The 21,400-nt window shown below is 64.6% G+C and carries 16 protein-coding genes; 6 read left to right on the forward strand and 10 right to left on the reverse strand.

The features are described from left to right. The 6 genes from KZ498_RS13645 to KZ498_RS13670 all read right to left on the reverse strand — a co-directional run bounded on the left by KZ498_RS13645 (position 1) and on the right by KZ498_RS13670 (position 7,482). Entirely contained in the window at positions 1 to 969 is a 969-nt protein-coding gene (locus KZ498_RS13645) for an ABC transporter ATP-binding protein (protein ID WP_312619491.1), read from the reverse strand. Next, positions 966 to 2,747 carry an ABC transporter permease subunit gene (locus KZ498_RS13650; protein ID WP_312619492.1) on the reverse strand — a complete coding sequence of 594 codons (1,782 nt, stop codon included), beginning with the start codon at positions 2,745 to 2,747 and terminating at the stop codon, positions 966 to 968. Before KZ498_RS13650 ends, KZ498_RS13645 begins: the two co-directional genes overlap by 4 nt. Before the next feature lie 3 nt (positions 2,748 to 2,750). Further along, entirely contained in the window at positions 2,751 to 4,169 is a 1,419-nt protein-coding gene (locus KZ498_RS13655) for an ABC transporter permease subunit (protein ID WP_312619493.1), read from the reverse strand. A 102-nt stretch (positions 4,170 to 4,271) separates the two neighbouring features. Then, complete coding sequence (locus tag KZ498_RS13660; RefSeq protein WP_312619495.1) at positions 4,272 to 5,132, reverse strand: methylenetetrahydrofolate reductase; 861 nt, start codon at positions 5,130 to 5,132, stop codon at positions 4,272 to 4,274. Positions 5,133 to 5,210: 78 nt separating this feature from the next. Next, on the reverse strand, positions 5,211 to 6,398 hold the full coding sequence (locus tag KZ498_RS13665) for a hypothetical protein (RefSeq protein ID WP_312619497.1): 1,188 nt from the start codon (positions 6,396 to 6,398) through the stop codon (positions 5,211 to 5,213). A 130-nt stretch (positions 6,399 to 6,528) separates the two neighbouring features. Next, positions 6,529 to 7,482, reverse strand: a complete 954-nt coding sequence (locus KZ498_RS13670; protein ID WP_312619498.1) for a succinylglutamate desuccinylase/aspartoacylase family protein — start codon at positions 7,480 to 7,482, stop codon at positions 6,529 to 6,531. 346 nt (positions 7,483 to 7,828) lie between these two features. On the opposite strand from KZ498_RS13670, the gene KZ498_RS13675 reads away from it, so the two are divergent. From KZ498_RS13675 to KZ498_RS13690, 4 genes are all read left to right on the forward strand, one after another. Then, the gene (locus KZ498_RS13675) at positions 7,829 to 10,402 is read left to right on the forward strand and encodes an FAD-dependent oxidoreductase (protein ID WP_312619499.1); all 2,574 of its coding nucleotides are present in this window, start codon (positions 7,829 to 7,831) and stop codon (positions 10,400 to 10,402) included. Between the two features lie 283 nt (positions 10,403 to 10,685). Beyond that, entirely contained in the window at positions 10,686 to 13,238 is a 2,553-nt protein-coding gene (locus KZ498_RS13680) for an FAD-dependent oxidoreductase (protein WP_312619501.1), read from the forward strand. A gap of 56 nt (positions 13,239 to 13,294) precedes the next feature. Continuing rightward, the gene (gene ilvA, locus KZ498_RS13685; RefSeq protein ID WP_312619503.1) at positions 13,295 to 14,542 is read left to right on the forward strand and encodes a threonine ammonia-lyase; all 1,248 of its coding nucleotides are present in this window, start codon (positions 13,295 to 13,297) and stop codon (positions 14,540 to 14,542) included. A gap of 106 nt (positions 14,543 to 14,648) precedes the next feature. Continuing rightward, positions 14,649 to 15,092, forward strand: coding sequence for a universal stress protein (locus KZ498_RS13690; protein ID WP_312619504.1), 444 nt, complete (start codon positions 14,649 to 14,651; stop codon positions 15,090 to 15,092). A 6-nt stretch (positions 15,093 to 15,098) separates the two neighbouring features. Here the strand turns inward: KZ498_RS13690 and KZ498_RS13695 are convergent, their stop codons facing one another. Beyond that, entirely contained in the window at positions 15,099 to 15,260 is a 162-nt protein-coding gene (locus KZ498_RS13695) for a hypothetical protein (RefSeq protein WP_312619506.1), read from the reverse strand. 384 nt (positions 15,261 to 15,644) lie between these two features. Here KZ498_RS13695 and KZ498_RS13700 point away from each other — a divergent pair, with 384 nt between their 5' ends. Further along, entirely contained in the window at positions 15,645 to 17,405 is a 1,761-nt protein-coding gene (locus KZ498_RS13700; RefSeq protein WP_312619508.1) for a BCCT family transporter, read from the forward strand. A 68-nt stretch (positions 17,406 to 17,473) separates the two neighbouring features. Here KZ498_RS13700 and KZ498_RS13705 read toward each other — a convergent pair whose 3' ends face one another. Continuing rightward, entirely contained in the window at positions 17,474 to 18,082 is a 609-nt protein-coding gene (locus KZ498_RS13705; protein ID WP_312619510.1) for a hypothetical protein, read from the reverse strand. A 106-nt stretch (positions 18,083 to 18,188) separates the two neighbouring features. Here KZ498_RS13705 and KZ498_RS13710 point away from each other — a divergent pair, with 106 nt between their 5' ends. Continuing rightward, on the forward strand, positions 18,189 to 18,620 hold the full coding sequence (locus KZ498_RS13710) for a hypothetical protein (protein ID WP_312619512.1): 432 nt from the start codon (positions 18,189 to 18,191) through the stop codon (positions 18,618 to 18,620). A 10-nt stretch (positions 18,621 to 18,630) separates the two neighbouring features. Here the strand turns inward: KZ498_RS13710 and KZ498_RS13715 are convergent, their stop codons facing one another. Both KZ498_RS13715 and folP read right to left on the reverse strand, forming a co-directional pair. After that, positions 18,631 to 18,864, reverse strand: a complete 234-nt coding sequence (locus tag KZ498_RS13715; RefSeq protein WP_312619514.1) for a hypothetical protein — start codon at positions 18,862 to 18,864, stop codon at positions 18,631 to 18,633. 25 nt (positions 18,865 to 18,889) lie between these two features. Beyond that, on the reverse strand, positions 18,890 to 21,289 hold the full coding sequence (gene folP / locus KZ498_RS13720; protein ID WP_312619515.1) for a dihydropteroate synthase: 2,400 nt from the start codon (positions 21,287 to 21,289) through the stop codon (positions 18,890 to 18,892). Positions 21,290 to 21,400: the final 111 nt, after the last annotated feature.

A 21,400-nucleotide genomic window follows, 5' to 3' on the forward strand; every position in this document is an offset into this window, starting at 1 on the left:
TCAGTCCACCCCCAGGTACGCGTCGATGACACGCTGGTCGTCCCGAATCGCGGCCGGTTCGCCCTCGACAAGCTTCTTGCCTTCGTTCATGACGATGATTGTGTCACAGAGGTCCATGATGACTTCCATGTCGTGTTCGACGATACAGAAGGTGTAGCCCTCGTCGCGCAGGGCCCTGATCCGGTCGGTCAGCTTCTCGGTCAGCGCCGGATTGACGCCCGCCACCGGTTCGTCGAGGAGGACGAGTTCCGGGTCCAGCATCAGGACCCGGCCCAGTTCCAGCAGTTTCCGCTGGCCGCCCGAGAGGTTCCCGGCCAGTTCCTCGGCGACGTGGTCGATTTCGAGGAGCTCCAGCATCTCCGTCGCCCGCTCGTACAGCGCAGTCTCCTCCTCGGCCACGGCGTCCCGGCGGAACCACGCGTTGGCGAGGTTCTCGCCGGCCTGTTGTTGCGGGGCGAGCATCAGGTTCTCCCGGGCGGTCATGTCGCTCAGTTCCCGCGTTATCTGGAACGTCCGGGCCAGTCCCTCCCGGGCCAGCATGAACGGCCGGCTGAACTTGTGCCCGTCGTACGCGGCCTTGAGCCGCTCCTGTCCGACGTAGACGCCGGCTCCGAGGCCCGCGCCCAGCGCGCCGACGCCCAGACTGGTCGCGGTGCCGAGCCCGGCGGCACCGAAGGCCGCGACGGCACCGATGCTCCCGAAGGTGAGTCCGGACGCGCTCCCCCAGATGAGTCGTTCGTCGCTGCTTGCCGTCATCAGGTCCTGGAGCGGCTGTCCGTCGTAGCGGACGGTCCCGCTGTCGGGCTTGTAGAACCCGCTTATGAGGTTGAACGTCGTGGTCTTGCCGGCGCCGTTGGGCCCGATGAGCCCCGTTATCGACCCCGCCTCGATGTCGAAGGTGGCGCCGTCGACGGCGACGATTCCCCCGAAGGTCTTTCGCAGGTCCTCCACTTCGAGGATTGCGCTCATTCGTCCTCACCCCCGTCGGCGCGGGCGGCCACGCCGCCTTCCCGCTGCGGTTTGCGGGTTTCGTCGGCCCGTCCGGGTGTGCTGTAGTTCGCCTTCCCCAGCAGTCCGTCCGGGAGATAGTACAGGACGACGAGGAACAGAATCCCCATGACGACGAGACGGAACGCTACCACGTTGACACGCAGTGCCGGTGGGAAAAACGACGCGATCTGGGTCGTCGCCTGCTGGAAGGCCCAGAAGACGGCGGCACCGAGGATCGTCCCCTTGTTGTTGCTTGGCCCACCGATGAAGACGATGAGCAGGGCGATGAACGTCACTCGCGGCGCGAACGTGACGAACGTCAGCCCCTGGGTGTACATCGCCCAGAGCGCGCCCGCGAAGCCGGCCAGCGACGAGCCGATGACCATGCTCTGTATCTTGTACACGAAGGGGTCCTTGCCCAGCGAGCGTACCACGTCTTCGTCGTTTCGAACCGCCCGAAGCACCCGACCGAACGGCGACCGGGCGGTCAGTTCCAGCAGGTAGTAGGCCCCGATCATAAACAGGACGAAGCCGGCCAGCAGGAAGCGCTGGTAGTCGACCTGGACGGTCAGATTCCCGACGACGGCCACGACGTAGTCCACGCCGACGTCCCCGCCGAAGGCCAGTATCCACACGAGGTTCTGCACCAGGGCTTTGAGCGCCGCCCCGGGCTGCCCGCTGCCGAGTGGCCCGACCAGCGGAATGAGGAAGTACCAGATGGCGACGAACCACAGCGCCGCCGCACCGACTATCTGTACTTTCGCCGCGGCGAACCAGTCCAGCGACCGAACGGCGCGGTAGAACCCGCCGACGACGACCCCGAGCAGGAGCAGACCGCCGCCGATTTTGACCGAGACGGCGTCGGCGTAGGGAATCGGCAGCAAGGCGACAAGGAAGGCCGTGCCGAGGCCGATACCGCTCACCCACTCACGGCGGGTAAACCGTCCGAACTGTCGGGCCAGGACCGCGACCAGCACGAGCCAGGTGAACGCGGAGACCAGCACGCCGACCAGCAAGATGCGGTCCGCGACGGCCAGCAACACCGCCATGAGCCCGGCGGCGACGACGCCCCCGGCGGCGGCCACCCGGACCCGGTTCGCCAGCGGGCCGTCGGAGCGACCCAGCGTCGAGAGCCCGAACGAGCCCGCGAGATACAGCGTCGACACCGGCAACGGGGAGCCGCGACCCCGCTCCCCGGCGAGCACAGCGAGGGCAACACCCCAGACGACGGCCGTGATGACGCCGAACAGAACCGGTGTGGCCGGGAGCGACACACCGAGGAACGGCACGCCGACCTGCCCCTCCAACAAGAGCGGGAAGCTGCTCTTCAGGGGCGGGCTGTACCCGCGCAGCGCGTCGGGGCCGTTCGCGAACCACGACTCGGCCTGGATGAACCGCTGGAAGATGACCGACACGCCAAGCACCGTGATCGCGAGGTAGTCCTCCCGAAGGCGGATGGTCGGCAGCGCGACCAGCCCACCGATTATCCCCGACAGCACGGTCGCGACTGCGATGCCGACGATCCATGTCCCGACGACGGGGACGTCGCCGAGCCCGACGACGTAGGCCGTGAAGTCGCCGGGGTCGTCCGGCGGGAGGACGAACAGCGCCGACGTGTACGCGCCGACGAGGAAGAACCCCACGTGGCCGAAGTCCAGGAGCCCGGTGTGGCCGTACTTCAGGGTCAGTCCGTACGAGAGGATGCCGTAGATGGCGACCAGCACGACAAACGAGATGACGACGTCGGATACCGCCATCCGTTAGGCCCCCGTTATTCCTTCGGGCTTGATGAGCAAGACGAGCAGTAACACGACGAACGCGACGGGCACCCTGTAGGTCGCGCTCAGCCCCGGGATGGCGAAGATGCCGACTTCCATCGCGAGTCCGACGACGTAACTCCCGAGGATGGCTCCGTACACCGAGATACCGCCGAGGATGACGCCGGCGAACATCGGGAGCAACAGGAAAAAGCCGAGGTTGATGGTGATGTTGCTGAACAGGAAGCCCAGCAACACGCCGGCGACCGCGGCGAACATCCCCGCGATGATCCAGACGACCATCATCACGCGGCGCGTGTTGATACCCCGGATCATCGCCAGGTCCCGGTTGTCGCTGGTCGCTCGCATCGCCTTCCCGAGCGTCGTCGCCTGCAGCAGGTAGTGGAGGAACCCCATGAGACCGAGCGCGATGAGGATGATACCGAGCCTGAGCGGCGACGTTCGCAGGCGCGTCGCGTACAGCGTCTCCGACGGGACCGTCCCGCCACCGGCGAACAGTGCGCCACCGACCAGCAGGAGGGCTCCGCCGGCGAGGCCAGCAGCCAGGCGTGGGCCGACGACGCCCGCGGTGTCGCGGCGGCGTCGGTAGCCCGCACCCGCAACCAGGGCTGTAACGCCCAGAATGGCGACCACCTCCAGCCAGCCGTAGCCCAGGGTGAACAACTGGAGGTTCTCCGTGCCGCGTGTATCGAGGACGTTGATAACTACCCCGTTGCTCGACACCAGGAAGTCGATCAGCTTCGCGAACGTGAAGTTGACGCTGGACCCGGCCGCCTGAATCGTCGTGTCCACCTCGTAGAACCGGATGTCGCCGCCGAAGACGGTCTGGATACTGAACCGGATGATGAACGCCATCGCGAGGGAGACGATGAGCATCATCGCCAGTTCGACGTCCTTCTCCCGGAACTTGCGGAACACGACCGACTCGGTCAGCGGGACCGCGGCTCCCAGCACGACGACGGCGAACAGGAGTGCGGCGGGATAGGACGGGAGGCCGGCGACGATGAGCGCACCGACGAACACTGCGATTCCGACGTGCGCGGCGGTCCCCACCGTCGGTGACACGTCAACCGCCCACCAGCCCCCGCGTATCGCGTCGACGCCGCCGAGGTGGTACACCGACCCGAGGACCCCAGCGGCCGAGGCGGCAAACAGCAGCCCGGCGCCCGTGGGACCCACCGCACGCTGGCCCGAGGCGAACACGTTAAACAGCGGGACGGACTGTGGCTTGTTCACCAGCAGCGCGGCGTAGGCGCCCAGTGTCAACAGGTCGCCGTGGGCGAAGTTCGGGACCTCGGCGATGTCGTAGACCAGCGACAGGCCGATTGCACCCAGTGCGATGATACTACCCGTGACCAACCCAGTCAGAATTGCGTTCAACAGTCCGGCGGACGGGGCCATACGGGTGACGTGTACCTGCCAAATAAATATTGTTTTTCCATCAGGTAATTGTACCGCTGACCTCGACAGGCTCACCGACAGCGGGCGTCGCTGAGGTGCCGGTCAGCTCTCCAGGCGCTTGTGCCGCCACTTCTCCGTGTCGGGCGTCTGATTGAAGGTGTAGATGTGGACGCCGCGGATGTTGTACTCGTCGTCCCCGACGTAGGGGGCGAGGCCGTCGATGAGTTCGTCTGGTTCGTACGTCCCGCGAGAGCCGACCAGTTGCTTGACGAACCCGAGAATGCCTGTCGTCTTCCTGAGGAACTTTATCGAGTCACCGACGCCGACCTTCTGGGAGATCTGCATCAGCCGCTGGTAGTTCATCACGCCCGGGATACCGACCTCCACAGGGAGTTCGACACCGCGTGCGCGGATGTCTTCGACCCACTCCAGCACGGCATCCGGGTCGTAACAGAGCTGGGTGACGATATAGGTCGCATAGGGTGCCTTCTGGTCCATCGACTCCGCCAGCGTCTCGTCGTCGATGAAGTCGTGGCCCTCGGGGTAGCCCGTGATGCCCACTTCCTCGAAGGAGTACTCGGTGTCTGCGAGCACTTCGAGCATGTCGAGCGCCGACTCGAACTCGCCGGCCGGTTCCTCGCGGTCACCGCCCGGGACGAAGATGTCCGTGATGCCTGCCTGTTCCAGTCGCCCGGCTATCGCCTCGAGTTGCTCCCGGTCTTCGACGTAGCGGGCCGCGATGTGTGGGACGACGTCGTACCCCATCGCAGCGGCTTGCTCCGTCTTTTCGACGGTCTTCTCGATGCCGAGCTGTGGCGAGGTCGTTATCGCGATCGTCGCGTTGTCGGGGAGGTGTGTGATCTCCTCGTCGAAGCTCTCGAACGGCATCAGTTCGAACCGGGCGCCTGTAAGCAGTGTCTGGACACCCTGACTATCTGAGACAGTGCGTGTTCCGAGGGCCATGATTTAACAGAAGTTAGGCGTACCAGTACTTTGGTCTGTGGGTGAGGCATCTAACCCCTTTATAAGAAGGTGGTTCTATCACGGAGCGTGGGGCGCACACTGCTGGATTCGACTGGCCACAGTCTCGTAGGCGACGGCGTGGTCTGGTTCGTCCGCGAGCCGGCACAGGACGAGGTCCAACAGATTGAGTTCCTCGAGCAAGTCCCTGGTCTGGCCACGGTCGAGGCTCAGGCATCGCTGGACCTCGTACACAGTGTCCGAATCGGCGACCGCGTCCGCGACATCGCGCAGGTGGACGTCGGCCGGGAGTCCGATCCCGTCAGTGACCAGTTGCTCGTCGGGGAGTTCACTGACCGATTCCTCGTCGGGGCCTGCTGACTCGGTCGAGACCGGTTCGGCCGCGCTGACCTGTTCGCTACCTTCGCTGGCCTCGGACTGGCTCGCTGTGTCGCCCGACCCCTCTGATCCGGCGGCCACTTCGCCGTCGTCACTGGACGTGTTGTACGTGTTCGGGACGTGGATGTCCGCTTCTATCATGTACCTGCGGACCGTCTCGGAGGAGACATCCATCTGTATCCGTTCGGCGATCTCTCTGAAGTTGTCGCACTCGTCGTACAGGGCTTGCAGGTAGTCGGTGTCCTCGTACGGTGGCACGGAGTCGTCGCGGACGGCGGCGAACGCGTCCGATTCCGGGTCCGGCTCGCGGTCAGACTGGGTGTCTTCTGTGCCCGCCTCGTCTGACCGTGAGTGTGCGTGTGACCCCTCGCCTCCAGCAGAGACAGACTCCGAGTCCGGGACCCCTGAGCCGTCGGATGCACTGCAGCCAGTGCCGGCCGAAGCCACGGTGTCGGCTGTAGGTAAGTCGTCGTCGTCTCGCTCCGGACCGCAATCGACGCTGGCCGCCTCGCCCGAACCCCCCGTTGCGTCGATTGTCAGCTCCACTGTCAGCAGCAATCCGTCGTCGGTGACGGTCGCCGAGGCGTCGCCGACTGACAGTGAGACACCGGCAATCGACGGGGGGTCAGTGGCCGACGGCGAGAACGTCACTTCGAGGTCCCCACCGTCGGTTAGCCTCGCCGCCTCCGGCGTGAGGCTCTCCCCGGCGCTGGCGCCGGACTGCAGTGAGACCGGCATCGCCATCGTCACGTCGAGGACCGCTTTCCCGGTGTCGGCCGGCGATGCTTCGACGGTCTGTATGGACCGACCGCGGGATTCGTACACGTCGATGACCTCTGCAAGCGCCGTGAAGGCGGTGTGGAGTCCCATGTTATTGAGTGACTATGACACGTTATGGTGTAGAGATAGGTGTGGAATACCCAACCCATTTATATACCTCCCCTAAACTGCGGTAGTACCGTCACGGTCAGAACTGTCTCCTTTCCCGCACACGTGACATCTATTCCGGTGTCGCGATGCCTGCGAGGCGCTCTCCCTTTACCACGACAGACTCCCTGGCAAGCGAGAATATCACTCCACGTTCTGTCGCTGAAACGACCTGTTGTTGTTCGAACGAGGAGGGTTCGTAGACGGTCCCCAGTCGCTCCCCGGCGTCGACGGTGTCGCCGACGGCGATGTCGGACCGACATTCGAACAGTCCCGACTCCGACGCGGTGACCGCCTCCGCGTCGTTTCGGAGCACCGTCTGCTCGGCCCGGGGCTCTGGGTCAGCCGGGAGGACGGCCTGATCGCGCAGGAGGTTCCGGATGCCGTCGACGCCCGCCGCGACTGCGCTCTGTGCTATCCGGCGACTGTTCGAGAGCTCTGCAGTGATGACCGGAATCCCGGCTCCCGCAGCGGCAGCACGGAACGTCCCCCCGGACCCGTCGTCGCCGTCCCCGTGACCGTCGGTGAGTCTGTAGGAAGTGCCGAACGCCTGGGCCAGGCGCTTGGCGGCCGGGTCGCCCGCCCGGCACCGGACGTGTTCCAGCATGTCTGCCGTGCCGGTGTGGAGGTCCACGGCCGCGTCGGCGTCGGTTACGAGTTCCCACAGGCGAGCCGCGAACTGCTCCTGGAGGCTCCCGGACGCGTCACCCGGCCACACGCGGTTCAGGTTCGGGTTCATCACGTCGTACTCGCCGGGGGTCATGTACGACCGGTGGTCGAACGCGAGCTGGTTCACCACCGGGACGACGATGACTGTCCCGGCAACGGCCGCGTCGGTCAGGTGGTCGTGGAGACGCCGTAACGCGGCCGGACCGTTGAGTTCGATGCCGTGTTGGGCCGCCTGGATGTACACTGTCGGTCCGGGGCCACCGACGTATCGGTGGACAGTCACGGACACGTCCCGCCCCGACGGCAACCGTCCGAGCCGTCGGTCAGTCGTCGTGTGCGTGACGGACGTGTAGTCCATACCTATATCCGGCGGCGCGCAGACAAAAAACACCGGGAGTATGCGGTACACCCTACGGTATCGTGCCCAAACAGAAACGCCGACCCGTGTGGCGGCTGTCGACGGGCCCCGCTATCCTCCGTCAGTCAGAGAACTGACAACATATAACTTGACAAGACAGGTTTCCAGCTGTGAGCAGCTCACACACTCTGAGAGAGAGCAACGACCACCGTACAGGACGCGAATCTGTTAACAATGGTACTCCTGTTATTCTGAAACACTAACTGATACCGTACTGTTACTTTGCAAAGGAGAGCGGCCAGGCGGTAACTATATTGCCACGCCATCGTACGTTTTACCCAGAGTCATGGAGCCTACCGATAGCCTGCCGACCCAGGCCGACACTGTCATCGTCGGTGCTGGAATCGTCGGTTGCAACATCGCCTACCAGCTGACAGCACTCGGCCGCGAGGACGTGGTCGTGGTCGACCAGGGACCGATGCCGACCACGGGCGGGTCCTCGACCCACGCCCCCGGCATCATGTTCCAGACCGCGGAACCGAAGGTCCTCGGCCAGTTTGCGGACTACAGCCGGCGGCTGTACTCGGACCTCGAAGGCGCGGACGGCCACCAGGCGTACAACGAAACCGGCGGCATCGAAGTCGCGCGAAGCGAGGAGCGCATGGACTTCCTCCAGCGCCGCGTCGAGTACGCCAAGGCCTGGGGCATCGAGGACCCGCAGTTGCTCTCGCCCGAAGAGGTCACCGAGCACCTCCCGCTCGTCGACGCCGACCAGATCAAGGGCGGCTACTACTCCCCGACAGACGGGCAGGTCTCGGGCGTCGTCGCCTGCGACGCGCTGGCCCGGGAATCGATGGACCGGGGCGCGAAGTTCGTCCCGCACACCCGCACCGAAGACGTCGAGACCGAGGACGGCTCCGTGCAGGCGGTCGTCACGGAGAACGGCACCATCGAGTGCAACGAGGTCGTCGTCGCGACGAACATCTGGGCCCGGCAACTCGGCGAGAAACTCGGCGTGCACCTGCCGGTGACGCCGGTCGAGCACCAGTACACGATGACCGAGTCGCTGGACGAACTGGCCGACAGCGCGGTCGACATCACCGACCACCCGCTGTTCGAGAACTACGAGAACGTCTCCGGGGAGAAGGCAAAGCGGCTCCTCGTGGGTCCCGACCGGCCGATTCTCCGCGACCAGGACAACGCGATGTACTACCGGAACCACGGGGACTCCTACGGCATCGGCTCGTACAACCACGAGCCCATCGTGCCCGACCCACAGGAACTCGGCGGCAACGACCCCGACGGCGAGCAGGGGTCGGTCCACGAGTTCACCGACTACCACATGGACAACGCGACCCATCCGGACCGGCCGGACAAGGCGCCGCGCCAGGCCAGCGACGAACTGCTCCCGGCGACGGCCGGCAAGGAGCTCGAACACAAGTACAACGGCATGTTCGCGGAGTCGCCCAACGGCCTCCCCGTGATGGGGCCCGTCCAGGAGTACGACGGCCTCTGGACGGCGGCGGCCATCTGGGTCACCCACGCCGGCGGTGCCGGCAAAGCGCTCGCCGAGTGGATGGAACACGGCGTCCCGCGGCTCCCGTCCGGTCCGATCGACCTCGCACATTGTGACGTGAACCGCTTCGACGAACACGAGGGGAGCTGGGACTTCGCCCGGGACATCGGCGGCGAGGAGTACCGCATCGTCTACAACATCATGCACCCCAAGTGGGTCTGGACCGACAAACAGCGGGACATCCGCCGGACCCCGATGTACCACACCCACAAGGAGTACGACGCCGAACTGTGGGCGGAGGCCGGGTGGGAGGCACCACACTGGTTCGACTCCAACGCCGACCTGCTGGCGGAGTACGGCGACCGGATTCCCGACCGCGAGGGCTGGGAGGCGAAGTACTGGTCGCCGATCGAGGGGGCCGAGGCGCTGAACGTCCGCGAGAACGTCGGCCTCCACGACATGACACCCTTCAACAAGATGGAGGTCGTCGGGAGCGACGCCGGCGAGTTCATCCAGTACCTCTGTACGAACGACATGGACATCGACGTGGGCGACGTGAAGTACACGCTGATGTGCAACGAGGGCGGCGGGGTCCGAGCGGATATCACGGTCACGCGGACCGACGAGGACCGCTACCTCCTGCTGACGACGGGCCGGGAAGTCGGCAACAACCACGTCGCGTGGGTGCGTGAACAGTCCCCAGAGGACGTGGTCGTCAACGACGTGACCTCCAACCTGGCGGCGATGGTCTGTACCGGCCCGAACGCCCGGAAGGTCCTCTCGAAGGTCACCGACGTCGACCTCTCGGACGACGCCTTCCCGTTTTTCACGAGCCAGCAGTTCTTCGTGAAGAACATCCCCGTGACGGCGCTTCGGGTCTCCTATGCGGGTGAACTCGGCTGGGAGCTCTACACGCCCTCGGAGTACGGCGAACGCCTCTGGGAGCACATCATGGAGGCCGGCGAGGAGTACGGCATCTGCCCGTACGGCAACGGCGCGCTCGATTCGCTCCGAATCGAGAAAGGGTTCCGGCTCTGGGGGAAGGACCTCCACACGGAGCACAACCCCTACGAGGCCGGCCTGGGCTGGGCCGTCGACCTCGAGACCGACTTCATCGGCAAGGAGGCGGTCGCGGCGGCCGCCGACGGCGACAACATCGACCACAAAGTCGCATGCTTGACGCTGGATGACGAGGACGCCGTCGTGCTCGACAACAAGCCGGTCCTCGACGGCGAGGAAACCATCGGCTATCTCCACAGCGCCGAGTACGGCTACACCGAAGGCGCTTGCGTCGCCTACACGTACCTGCCGCCCGAGTACGCCGAACCCGGCACAAGCGTCGAAATCCTCTACGAGGGCGAGCGCTACGACGCGACCGTCCGGGAGGAGCCGCTGGTCTCCTGAGTTCGGCCTCCGGCCTCCGACCTCCGAACTCAAGAACCGCTGCCCGCTTTTCCAGCCGGTGAAAGCCCGATGGGTCAGGCGACAGAATTCAGTTTTTCCAGATATTGTCAACGGCGCAGTATGCTGAGGTTCGGCTCAATACACGTTCGCCGTGGTCCCGGTCCATATCACAGCATCGTCTCATATCGTAGGTAGAGCGCCTAAAACGCCAGAATGGGACGAACTGCGACGGTTACCACCGGTGTATTTAACATCGTGACAGAAACAGTCCCAAACGAGATACATGAGCACAGAGACTCCCCCGTCTCGGGCGGATACAGTCGTTATCGGTGCCGGGGCCGTCGGGTGTAGCGTCGCGTATCACCTGACCGAACTCGGCGCGGAAGATGTCGCCGTCATCGACCAGGGACCGCTTCCCGTCACTGGCGGCTCGTCGGTGCACGCCCCCGGGATTATGTTCCAGACGTCGCCGTCGAAGATACAGACGAAGACAGCCTACTACACCAGTCGGCTCCTTTCCGATGCCGGCGTCTACGACGAGGTAGGCGGTATCGAGGTCGCCCGGAGCGAGGAGCGGATGGACTTCCTCCGTCGCCGAAAAGAATGGGCGACTTCCTACGGGCTCCCGGAACCACAGCTGCTCTCCCCCGAGGAGGTCACCGAGCACCTCCCGATGGTAGAGGAAGACGAGATTCTGGGCGGCTACTACTCGCCGACCGACGGGCGCGTCGACGGTATCGGCGCACTGCAGTGGTACATGGAGCACTCCTCGGCGTCGTTCTACGGGAACACGGAGGTCACCGACCTGGATGTCTCGGGCGGCGAAATAAACGCAGTCGAGACTGACCAGGGTCGCATCGACTGTGAGCGAGCGGTCATCGCGACGAACAACTGGGGCTACCAGACCGGGCAACTGGCCGGGCTCGACCTCCCGATTGCGCCTGTCGAGCACCAGTACGTCGTCACCGAACCGATGGACGAACTCGCCGACGCTGAGACCTCGGTGGGCGACAACACGACCGGACTGGAGGTCCCCGGGGACCGCTCTATCGCGGAGTACATGAGCGAAGGGCCACACCAGCCCGTCGGCCGCGACCAGGACCACTCGCTTTACTTCCGGACACACGGCGATGCGCTCGGGATGGGGTCGTACAACCACGAGACCCTTTCAGTCGACCCCGAGGCGATGGGGAAGAACTCGGAGGAGCACCAGGCCTCAGTCAGGGGGTTCACGAAGGAGCACTGGGAGACGCCGACCCACCGTGGGCGGGACAAGTCCGCGAAGCAGGCCTTCGACGAACTGCTGCCGGCGACACAGGACGTGGAGTACGAGGCCACCGAGAACGGTATCTTCGTCTTCACGCCCGACGGGATGCCGGCCGTCGGCGAGACGGCGCAGGTCGACGGCCTCTGGACGGGGCTGGCCATCTGGTGGACTCACTCCGGGGGCTACGGCCGCATCCTCGCCGAGTGGATGGAGAACGGCGTCCCGCGGCTGCCGTCCGGCCCGGTCGACACCGGCGGTATCCACGTCCGACGGTTCGAGCCCCACGCCGGCGAGAAAGACTACTTCGTCGACCGCGGGGCCAAACGCTACGAGCAGGTGTACAGCATCGTCGAGCCGCGCTGGCAGCCCGACGACCACCGGCCACTCCGGACCAGTCCGTTCTACCACCAGCAGAAGGAACTCGGCGCGGAGTTCTACCAGAGCGGCGGCTGGGAGACGCCACAGTACTACGAATCCAACGCCGACCTGGTCGAAAAGTACGAGGACCGGATTCCCGACCAGGACGGCTGGCAGGGGGTCAACCGCTCGAAGATAGAGGCCGCCGAACATCTCCACACCCGCGAGAAGGTGTCGATGTTCGACATGACGACGTTCAGTTCGATTATGATCGAGGGGGAGGGGAGCCAGGCGTTCCTCCAGCGGGTCTGTAGCAACGACATGGACATCGATACCGGGCAGGTCCGCTACTCGCTGCTTTTGAACGACGGCGGCGGCATTCTCGCGGACATCACTGTCGTCAAGCTCGACGACGAGGAGTTCATGGTCACCACCGGCGGCGGCAACTCCCCAGGCATCCACGGCGGCCACCTCGAAGACGAAGCCCCCGAGACCGTGTCGGTTCACGTCGAGGAAGGCGCGAAGTCAACGATCGGCCTCTGGGGGCCCAACGCCCGGCTCCTCCTCCAGCGGTGTACCGACGAGGACATCACCAACGAGGGGTTCCCGTACTTCCGAGCCAAGCAGATGTACGTCGGCGACGTGCCGGTCATCGCGCTCCGGGTCTCCTATGTCGGCGAACTCGGCTGGGAGCTGTGGGCCCCGACGGAGTACGGCCAGCGCCTCTGGGAGACGCTGCAGGACGCGGGCGAGGACCTCGGCGTCCGACCGATGGGCGGCGGCGCGCTCGGTTCCATGCGTCTGGAGAAGGGCTACCGCCTCTGGGGGACGGACATCGACACGGACTCGAACCCCTTCGAGGCCGGCCTGCCCTTTGCCGTCGACATGGACACCGAGTTCATCGGCAAGGAGGCACTGGAGACAGCCCGCGAGGAGGGAATCGACAGCAAGATCACGCCGCTCACGCTCGATGATTCGACGGACATCATGCTGAGCGGGCGGCCGGTGCTGAAAGACGGCGAGGCAATCGGCTACGTGCAGGCCGGGAACTACGGCTACAGCATCGAGGAGTCGGTCGCGTACACGTACGTCCCGACGGAGTACGCCGAGGCTGGCACATCGGTCCAGATACAGTGCGAGGGCGAGACCTACGACGCGACGGTGCGTGACGAGCCGCTGTTCGACCCGGCCCGGGAGCGCATCACCAGATGACAGGACAGAGCAATCACCCGACGGCTTCGGGTTAAAGCCCGACACGACACGAACACATGACACAACCCGATTCGGAGACGCTACCGGTCACGTACGCAGATATCGAACGAGCCCGCGAACGCCTGGACGACGACACAGTCGTCAAGAAGACGCCGGTCGAACGGAGCACCTCCCTCGGCGGGTTCGTCGACGCCGAGGTGCACCTGAAGATGGAACACCTCCAGTGGACGGGGTCGTTCAAGACCAGGGGCGCGTACAACAAGATCTCACAGGACGTCGCCGACGGCGTCGAGTCGTTCGTCGCCGCCAGCGCCGGTAACCACGCACAGGGCGTCGCCCTCGCCGCGACGAAGTGCGGGGCGGACTCGACTATCTTCATGCCGGAGAACGCGCCACAGGCCAAGATCGACGCCACCAGAAGCTACGGCGGGAGCGTCGAACTGGTCGGAAACGACTTCCAGGAGACGATGGCACACGCGAAAAGCGTCGTCGAGGAGACCGACGCCGAGTTCGTTCACGCCTACGACGACCTGGACATCATCGCCGGACAGGGGACCCTCGGCACGGAGATGTACCACGACTGTCCGGATGTCGACACGGTCGTCGTCCCCATCGGGGGCGGCGGGCTCATCAGCGGCGTCTCGACGGCGATCAAACACCTCTCGCCCGAGACTCGCGTCGTCGGCGTCCAGGCGACCGGTGCGGAGACTGTCCACGAGAGCCTCGACAAGGGGATTCCGGTCGTGCTCGACGAGGTCGACACTATCGCCGACGGCATCGCCACCGGCGGCATCTCGGAGACGACACTCGACATCATCGAGGCGAACGTCGACGAGGTCGTGACGGTCTCGGACACTGCCATCGCACAGGCGATTCTCCTGTTGATGGAACGGGCCAAACAGGTCGTTGAAGGAGCCGGGGCCGCCTCCGTGGCCGCCGTACTGAGCGACGGTCTGGACGTGTCGGGCGAGACGGTGATGCCGTTGCTCTGTGGCGGCAACCTCGACATGACACAGATGCGTGAGGTTCTCATCCACGCGTTGACCGAACGCCAGCAGCTCCTCCAGCTCCGGGTCCGCATCGACGACCAGCCGGGTGTGATGGAGGAGATCTCGGGCGTCATCGCACGGCAGGGCGCCAACATCCACGACGTCCGCCACGAGCGATCCGTCGACGACCTCGAGATCGGGGAGGCGTACCTCGTGTTCAACGTCGAGACGAGCGGTGCAGAGCACGCACAGACCATCATCACAGCGATCCGTGATGCGGGCTACCCCGTCGACAACGTCGCACGGAAAGCCTGAAGCGATACTCCACCGGCCCCAGTTAGCGTTCAGATCGACGCGCTGACAACCTGAGCGGGGAAACCTATAACAGGATTGTGGTGGTAGTGCAAGTGAGTCAGGTAGCATGTACGACCACATACTCGTCCCATATGACGGCAGCGACGAGGCACGGAGAGGGGCTGAACACGGCATCAAACTCGCCGCTGCGCTGGGTGCGACAGTCCACGCATTGTACGTAATCGACCTGCCGGGAACGCCGCGTGCGCTCGCGCTCAGAGACGACGAGGAGGAGATGCGCGAGGAGTACCGGAGTTACGGGGAGGAGGTGCTTGCGGAACTCGGCAACGTCGCCGAAGACCACGGCATCGACTACGAGACGCATTTCCGGACTGGCGCGCCAAGCGAGGAAATCGTCGACTTTGCCGAGGACAACGGGATGGACGCGATCGTTCTGGGCTCGGCGTTCCGTGGGAAACTCGGAAACCTGCTCGGTGGGACGACTGACAAAGTGGTCCGGACTTCGAGCATTCCGGTCATCAGTCAGCGGATGAGCGTCAACGATATCTGACCGCCGTCACGCGTCTACCAACCGGGTTTCGCGTAGGTAGATTACAAGACTCGCGCTGAGGAAGCTGAACCCTGCGAGCCGGAAATCGCCGACTGTCATCCCTATGAGACCGAGGCCCATGAGCAGTGCCGCCACCGCAGCCGCCCCTGTCGCCAGTAGTCGCGCCATACTGGTCGTAGGTGAGATTCCGAAATAAATGCGCACGTACCACGCCCCAGACCCAGCGAGCAGGGCGGTAAACCTCAACCTATCAGATAAAATAAATTATCCGCGAGTCACAATAGTACACCGCTTCAATCGGGTATCTATGGGGGTCTAAGGTGAAGTTTTATAAGACTTGCATCACTGCATATGTATGAGACTGCATAGCACATAAACCACGTCGATACTGTGGGCCCCCTGCCCACCGACCGAGCACAGCGAGGCAAACAGGATGCAGATGGTGCAGACGCGCTGCGCCGGGACGTCGCTGGCATGACGATGGCACTGCACTACACCAGATCGAGACAATGAGACTAAACAGACCAGTACCACGTTCGATGGGGGTAACGTATGGCAGATAGTGACGACCAAGCCGGCGAAATGTCGGACGGGCTCCAGGTAGAGCTGTTCCACCCGGAGTCCGACCGCGAGCCCGGTGATACGAACATTCAGGCGGCCGGCTTCGACATCCATCCGGTGGTCTTCCCGGTTGCGCTGGTGATTATTGCGCTTTTCATTGCGGTGACGATACTGATGGGTGACACGGCGTCCTCGGCGTACACCTGGCTGTTCAACACTATCGGGGACACCTTCGGCTGGTTCTACCTGCTGGCGGTGAACATATTCATCGTCACATTGCTGTACTTCGCGTTCAGCAGGTACGGGAACATCAAAATCGGCGGCGTCGAGGCCGAGAAGGAGTTCAGTGACTTCTCCTGGATGGCGATGCTGTTCAGCGCCGGCATGGGTATCGGCCTGATGTTCTTCAGCGTCTCGGAGCCGCTGTACTACTTCCAGAACCCCCCGAGCTTCTTCGGGGCCGAGGCCGGAACCGGTGGCGCAGCGGCGGCCGCGATGGCCCAGACCTTCTTCCACTGGGGCTTTCACCCGTGGGCGGTGTACGGACTCGTGGGACTGGGACTCGCCTTCTTCTCGTTCAATAGAGGGCTCCCGCTCACCTTCCGGTCGATATTCTGGCCCCTGCTGGGCGACCGGATCTACGGCTGGCCGGGCCACGTTATCGACCTCGTAACGGTGTTCGCGACGCTGTTCGGGCTGTCGACCTCGCTGGGGCTCGGTGTCGCACAGGTCAACACTGGCCTCTCCTACGTGGGCGGAGACATGCTCGGTGCGGTGAGCATCCCGACAGGAACCTGGCCGCAGGTCGCGCTCATCGCCGGTATCACGCTCATCGCGACCCTCTCGGTCGCGGCGGGCCTCGACGGCGGCGTCAAGCGCCTGAGTACGCTCAACCTCTATCTGATGTTCGCACTGCTCGGGTTCCTCATCATCGTGGGCCCGACGGTGTACATCTTCGGCACCTGGGTGGAGGGGCTCGGGGCGTACTTCGGTAACATCCTCGCGCTCGGGTTCTTCACCGGGACGCTCAACGAAGCGGCAAACGGGACCCCCACTGCCTGGACTGTGTTCTACTGGGGCTGGTGGATCGCGTGGTCGCCGTTCGTCGGGATGTTCATCGCGCGCATTTCGAAGGGACGGTCCGTCCGGGAGTTCGTCCTGGGCGTGCTGTTCCTCCCGTCGCTGTTCTCGACGCTCTGGCTGTCGGTGTTTGGCGGCAGCGCGATGTTCAACTCTCTTGCCGGGAACGGACAGGCACTCGCGACCTACAACGAGGTCGGCCAGACCGTCGCGATGTTCGCGCTGCTGGAGCAGTTCCCGCTGGGCGTCGTGAGCGGTCTGCTCGCGACACTGCTCGTCGTCACGTTCTTCGTCACGTCGTCTGACTCCGGGTCGCTGGTCATCGACCACCTGACTTCCGGCGGAAAACACGATGTTCCGCGAACGCAGCGGATCTTCTGGGCTCTCACCGAGGGGCTCGTCGCGTCCATCCTGCTCATCGGTGGCGGCCTGACGGCGCTCCAGACGGCCGCAATCACCACGGGGCTCCCGTTCGCACTCATCCTGTGCCTGATGTGCTATACGGTGTATCTGGGGCTCGACAACGAGTACCAGATACTGGAGTCCGAGGAGTTCGCAGAGACCATCCAGGACCTCACCGACCGGGAGGACGTGGATGTCGTGACCTCCGGCGACGAGATGGTAACGGACATCTCCGACCGAAGTGACGAGAGTCCGACTGGTACCGACTGAAGCGCTCTCGTTTTGACGTTTTCGACGTGACCAGCAGTGACAGCTCTCAGACAGATACGCAGTTCGCGCTAGCGGGCGTTTACCTCTGTTTTGACCGTCCGCTCTGAGTGTATCCAGACCCGAACAGAGCCGCCGATACCGAACGCGGCGATGGCGAGACTGGACGCGATACTGCCGGCGGGTGAAAACAGGAGCCACGTGACGGCACTGAGAGACGCTCCGATGAGTAGCCCCCGTGACGGGCTTCGGTTGCCGAAGACATCAGTAAAGAGCGTGCCGACGACGAGGAACCCGAAGCTCGTGAGTACCAGGACGAACGCGCTACCGATGAGGACCACGATACGGACCAGTATTCCGCCAGCGACACTGAAACTTGCAAGCGTTGTTGCCCCGTAGAGACCGACGATAGCGATTATCACATACCCGGCGATGCCATAGAGGACGGCAACCGCCGGGCTGTCCGAAATCGCATCGATAGACTCATCAACTGAGCCCCGCCGCAACTGGAGTACCACCGCGCCGGACACGAGCACGAGAACGAACGACACGAGCGCGCGGAACGGCCTGGATAGTTCGGCGGCAACGGCGGGCTCCAGCTGTCCCACGATAGGCGTCCCAGTAGCTGCCGCCAGTCCCGTGACGGTCGGCGCGACACTGACAACTGCGTCACAACTCATACCACACATACCGTGGGTCGCCGTGAAAACCTATCGACCGCCTGGCACCGCGTCAGCGTCGGCGCTGCCCGGAAATTTAAACCGTCAGAATACGTACTATAGCGTAGTGTCTGGATGGCTCGCGGTTCTGTTCTCGAAGCTCGTCTGGGTCGGTGAGCGGGTCGTCGCGCCGCTCCAGCGGAGCGACGGGCCGAACAAGTTCAGGTTATCGAGCGTGGACACGGCGACGACGACGTACGACGGTGACATCGGCTGGGCGAGGCGGCCGCCGGCCACGGTCGAGTGCCCGCGGTGTGGGTCGGAAATCTTCCAGCACAACGCGCGTGACACTATCGACTGCCCCCGGTGTGTCGGCGAGTACAGCCACGACGAGTTCGCCGACCTGACGCTCCTGTATCTCACGTGCCCAGTCTGTCGGAGCCGGATGGAACACGGGCAGCGCCACCCCGAGCGGTTCCACATCCCCGAGTGGGCGACCTGCACGGACTGTCGGTACCACTGGGAGTTCGAGCACTCCTACGACCGCAGTACCGACTGACACGTCGCCCTCAGTAGTACTTCCAGTCGTCCTCGCGGCTTCCCTGGACGACGCCGTCCTCGTTCTCACTGTCCGTCTCTTCTCTCTCGTCGGGCCAGCGGACGCCCTCGCCGACGACGCTCTTGTACGCGAAGGCACCCAGACCGACGAGTATCAGCAGGAGGACGACGGTTCCAGCGACTGCCGCCAGCTGCCCGACGGATTCGAGGAGGCCCGAGCCGAGCTGAATCGGAAACTGCACCATACACACCTTACGGGCTGGACAGGTTTCACTGTTGTCGAAGCCGGGACGTCCGCCCTGCCGTCGCCGATACCGTCTTGAGGACGGCGCTGTTCTCGGAGACGTCGTGGACTCTGACGGCGTCAGCCCCGCGTTCGGCGGCCAGCGCTGTCGTGGCCAGAGTCGGCGGCAGCCTGTCGGCACCCGCATCGCTCAGGTCTGCGAACATCGACTTCCGGGAGTGCCCGACCAGCACCGGACAGCCGAGCGCGTGGAACTCGTGGAGGCGGTCGACGAGCTCGAACGACTCGGCGGCGTTCTTCCCGAACCCACAGCCGGGGTCGACGATCACCTGTTCGCGGTCGATGCCGGCCTGCTCGGCGAGCAGTATCTGCTCTCCGAGGTCCCGAAGCACGTCGGCGACGACGTCGTCGTAGGTCACAGTTCGACCCGGGTCCACCGGGGCGGACAGGCTGTGCATCAGGATGACGGACGCGTCGTGGTCGGCGACCACGAACCGCATCTCGGGGTCTTCCAGCCCCGAGACGTCGTTGACGATGTCGGCGCCGGCGTCAAGCGCCGCGTCGGCGACGGCGGCTTTCCGGGTATCTACGGAGACGGTCGCGTCGAGCGACGAGACGGCCTCGATGACGGGCACCACACGGTCGATCTCCGTTTCGACGGCCACAGGCTCCGCTCCGGGGCGAGTGCTCTCGCCGCCGATGTCGACGATATCCGCCCCGGCCTGGACCATCCGCTCCGCGTGTTTGACTGCGAGGTCACGACGGTCGTACTCGCCGCCGTCGTAGAAACTGTCGGGCGTGACGTTGAGAATCCCCATCACGGCGGCCTCCTCGCCGTCAAAGGGCGGCGGGAACGCTCTGTCAGCCAGCGTGCCTTCGAGTTGTGTGGCGAGGCGACCGAGCCCCAGCCCCGCCGAAGCCAGCCGACTGCTGAGCTGTCGAAACTGTCGCAGCGTTCCCGACAGCGTCGTTTCGACGAGCTTCTCGGGCGTCCCGACAGCCGAACGGGTGCAGGTGCCGCCGCAGTCCTCGAAAGCCTGTTTTACGACTCCCGCCTGGTCGCGCCGCAACGTGACCGAAAGCACGTGTCGGCGGATGTCGGGCTCACTTCCGGCTTCACTGGTCTCTCCCGCTGACGCCTGCTGGAGGTTCTCCCTGGGAACGACCAGTCGGCTCCAGCGGTCCCGGGCCTCGGCGACGGCGTAGAGCGACCCGGTCACGAGGACGAAGTCGTCCGCGTCGGCTGCGGCGACCGCTCGTTCAGTGGCCTCGGGAACGGACTCCACCTCCCGTATCTGGGCCGCCTGTCCCTCGAAGGCGGCAGCGAGCGACGCGGTGCTCGCGGCCCGGTCGACTTCCGGTCGCGCGACGAACGCCGTCTCGACGTCGGGCAGTGTTTCGATCATCTGCTCGTACTCCTTGCCGTCCATCGCGGCGAAGACCACGTGGAGGTCGTCGTACTCGTAGCGCTCGACGAGCGTGGTCAGCGTCTCCATCGCACCGGGATTGTGGGAACCGTCGAGGACCACCATCGGGTCCGTCGACCGGATTTCGAACCGGCCCGGCAGCGACGCGGCCCGCAGCCCCGCCGAGATGGTGTCGGTGTCCAGGTCGGTGAGCTGTCGGGCCAGCGTCGCCGCGACGCCGGCGTTCTCCGCCTGGTGCTGGCCGAGCAGTTTGAGGTTTGACTCGAGGGCCCAGTCCGGCCCCGTGAGTGAGATACGGTTCTCGACGGCCGAACGCATGCCGTTCTCGACGGCGGTGACGGCAGCCGTCTCGCCGCCGACGGTGACGGTGTCGGTAATCTCCTGTATCGCCTCGAGGGCAGCGCCGGTCGTTCCGGTCACGAGCGGGGCGTCCCGCGGCGCGACCTGGGCTTTGTCGCGGGCGATTTCCTCGACAGTATCGCCGAGCAGGTCGGTGTGTTCTAAACTGATGCTGGTGACGGCGCTGGCGACGGGGTCGACCGCGCTCGTGGCGTCGTACCGGCCGCCGATACCGACTTCCAGCACCGCCACGTCGACGTCTTCGACATCGAAGTGATAGAGCGCCAAGGCGGTGAGTACCTCGAAATGCGTCGGCTTGTCGTCCTCTGTGGCCAGCCGGTCGATACAGGGCTCGATCTGTTCGACGAACTCGGTGACCCGTTCTTTCGGTATCCGGCCGCCGTTGACCGTGACCTGCTCGCGGAAGCCGTTCAACCCCGGCGAGGTGAACAGCCCGACGTCCAGTCCCGCGGCCCTGAGCACGCTTTCGGTCATTCGAGCGGTGCTTCCCTTCCCGTTCGACCCGGCGATCTGAACGCATTCGAACCCGTCGTTCGGGTCCCCGAGATGTGAGAGCATCCGCGCCGTCGTATCGGTCCCCAACTTGGGCCGACGACGCTGTAGCGACCGCAAGTAGTCCGCCGACTCGTGGTACTCCATACCATAACTGGCCGGCGGTGGCCTGATTAATGTATCGCCCCGGGGTCCACACCGATAGCAGAGTCGCGGTGTACTGGGCCGATACAGGGCGATTTTCTGCCGGTTGAGGGA

Origin of the sequence: Haloarcula sp. 1CSR25-25, assembly GCF_032027985.1 — an archaeon.
In the GTDB taxonomy this organism is placed as follows: domain Archaea; phylum Halobacteriota; class Halobacteria; order Halobacteriales; family Haloarculaceae; genus Haloarcula.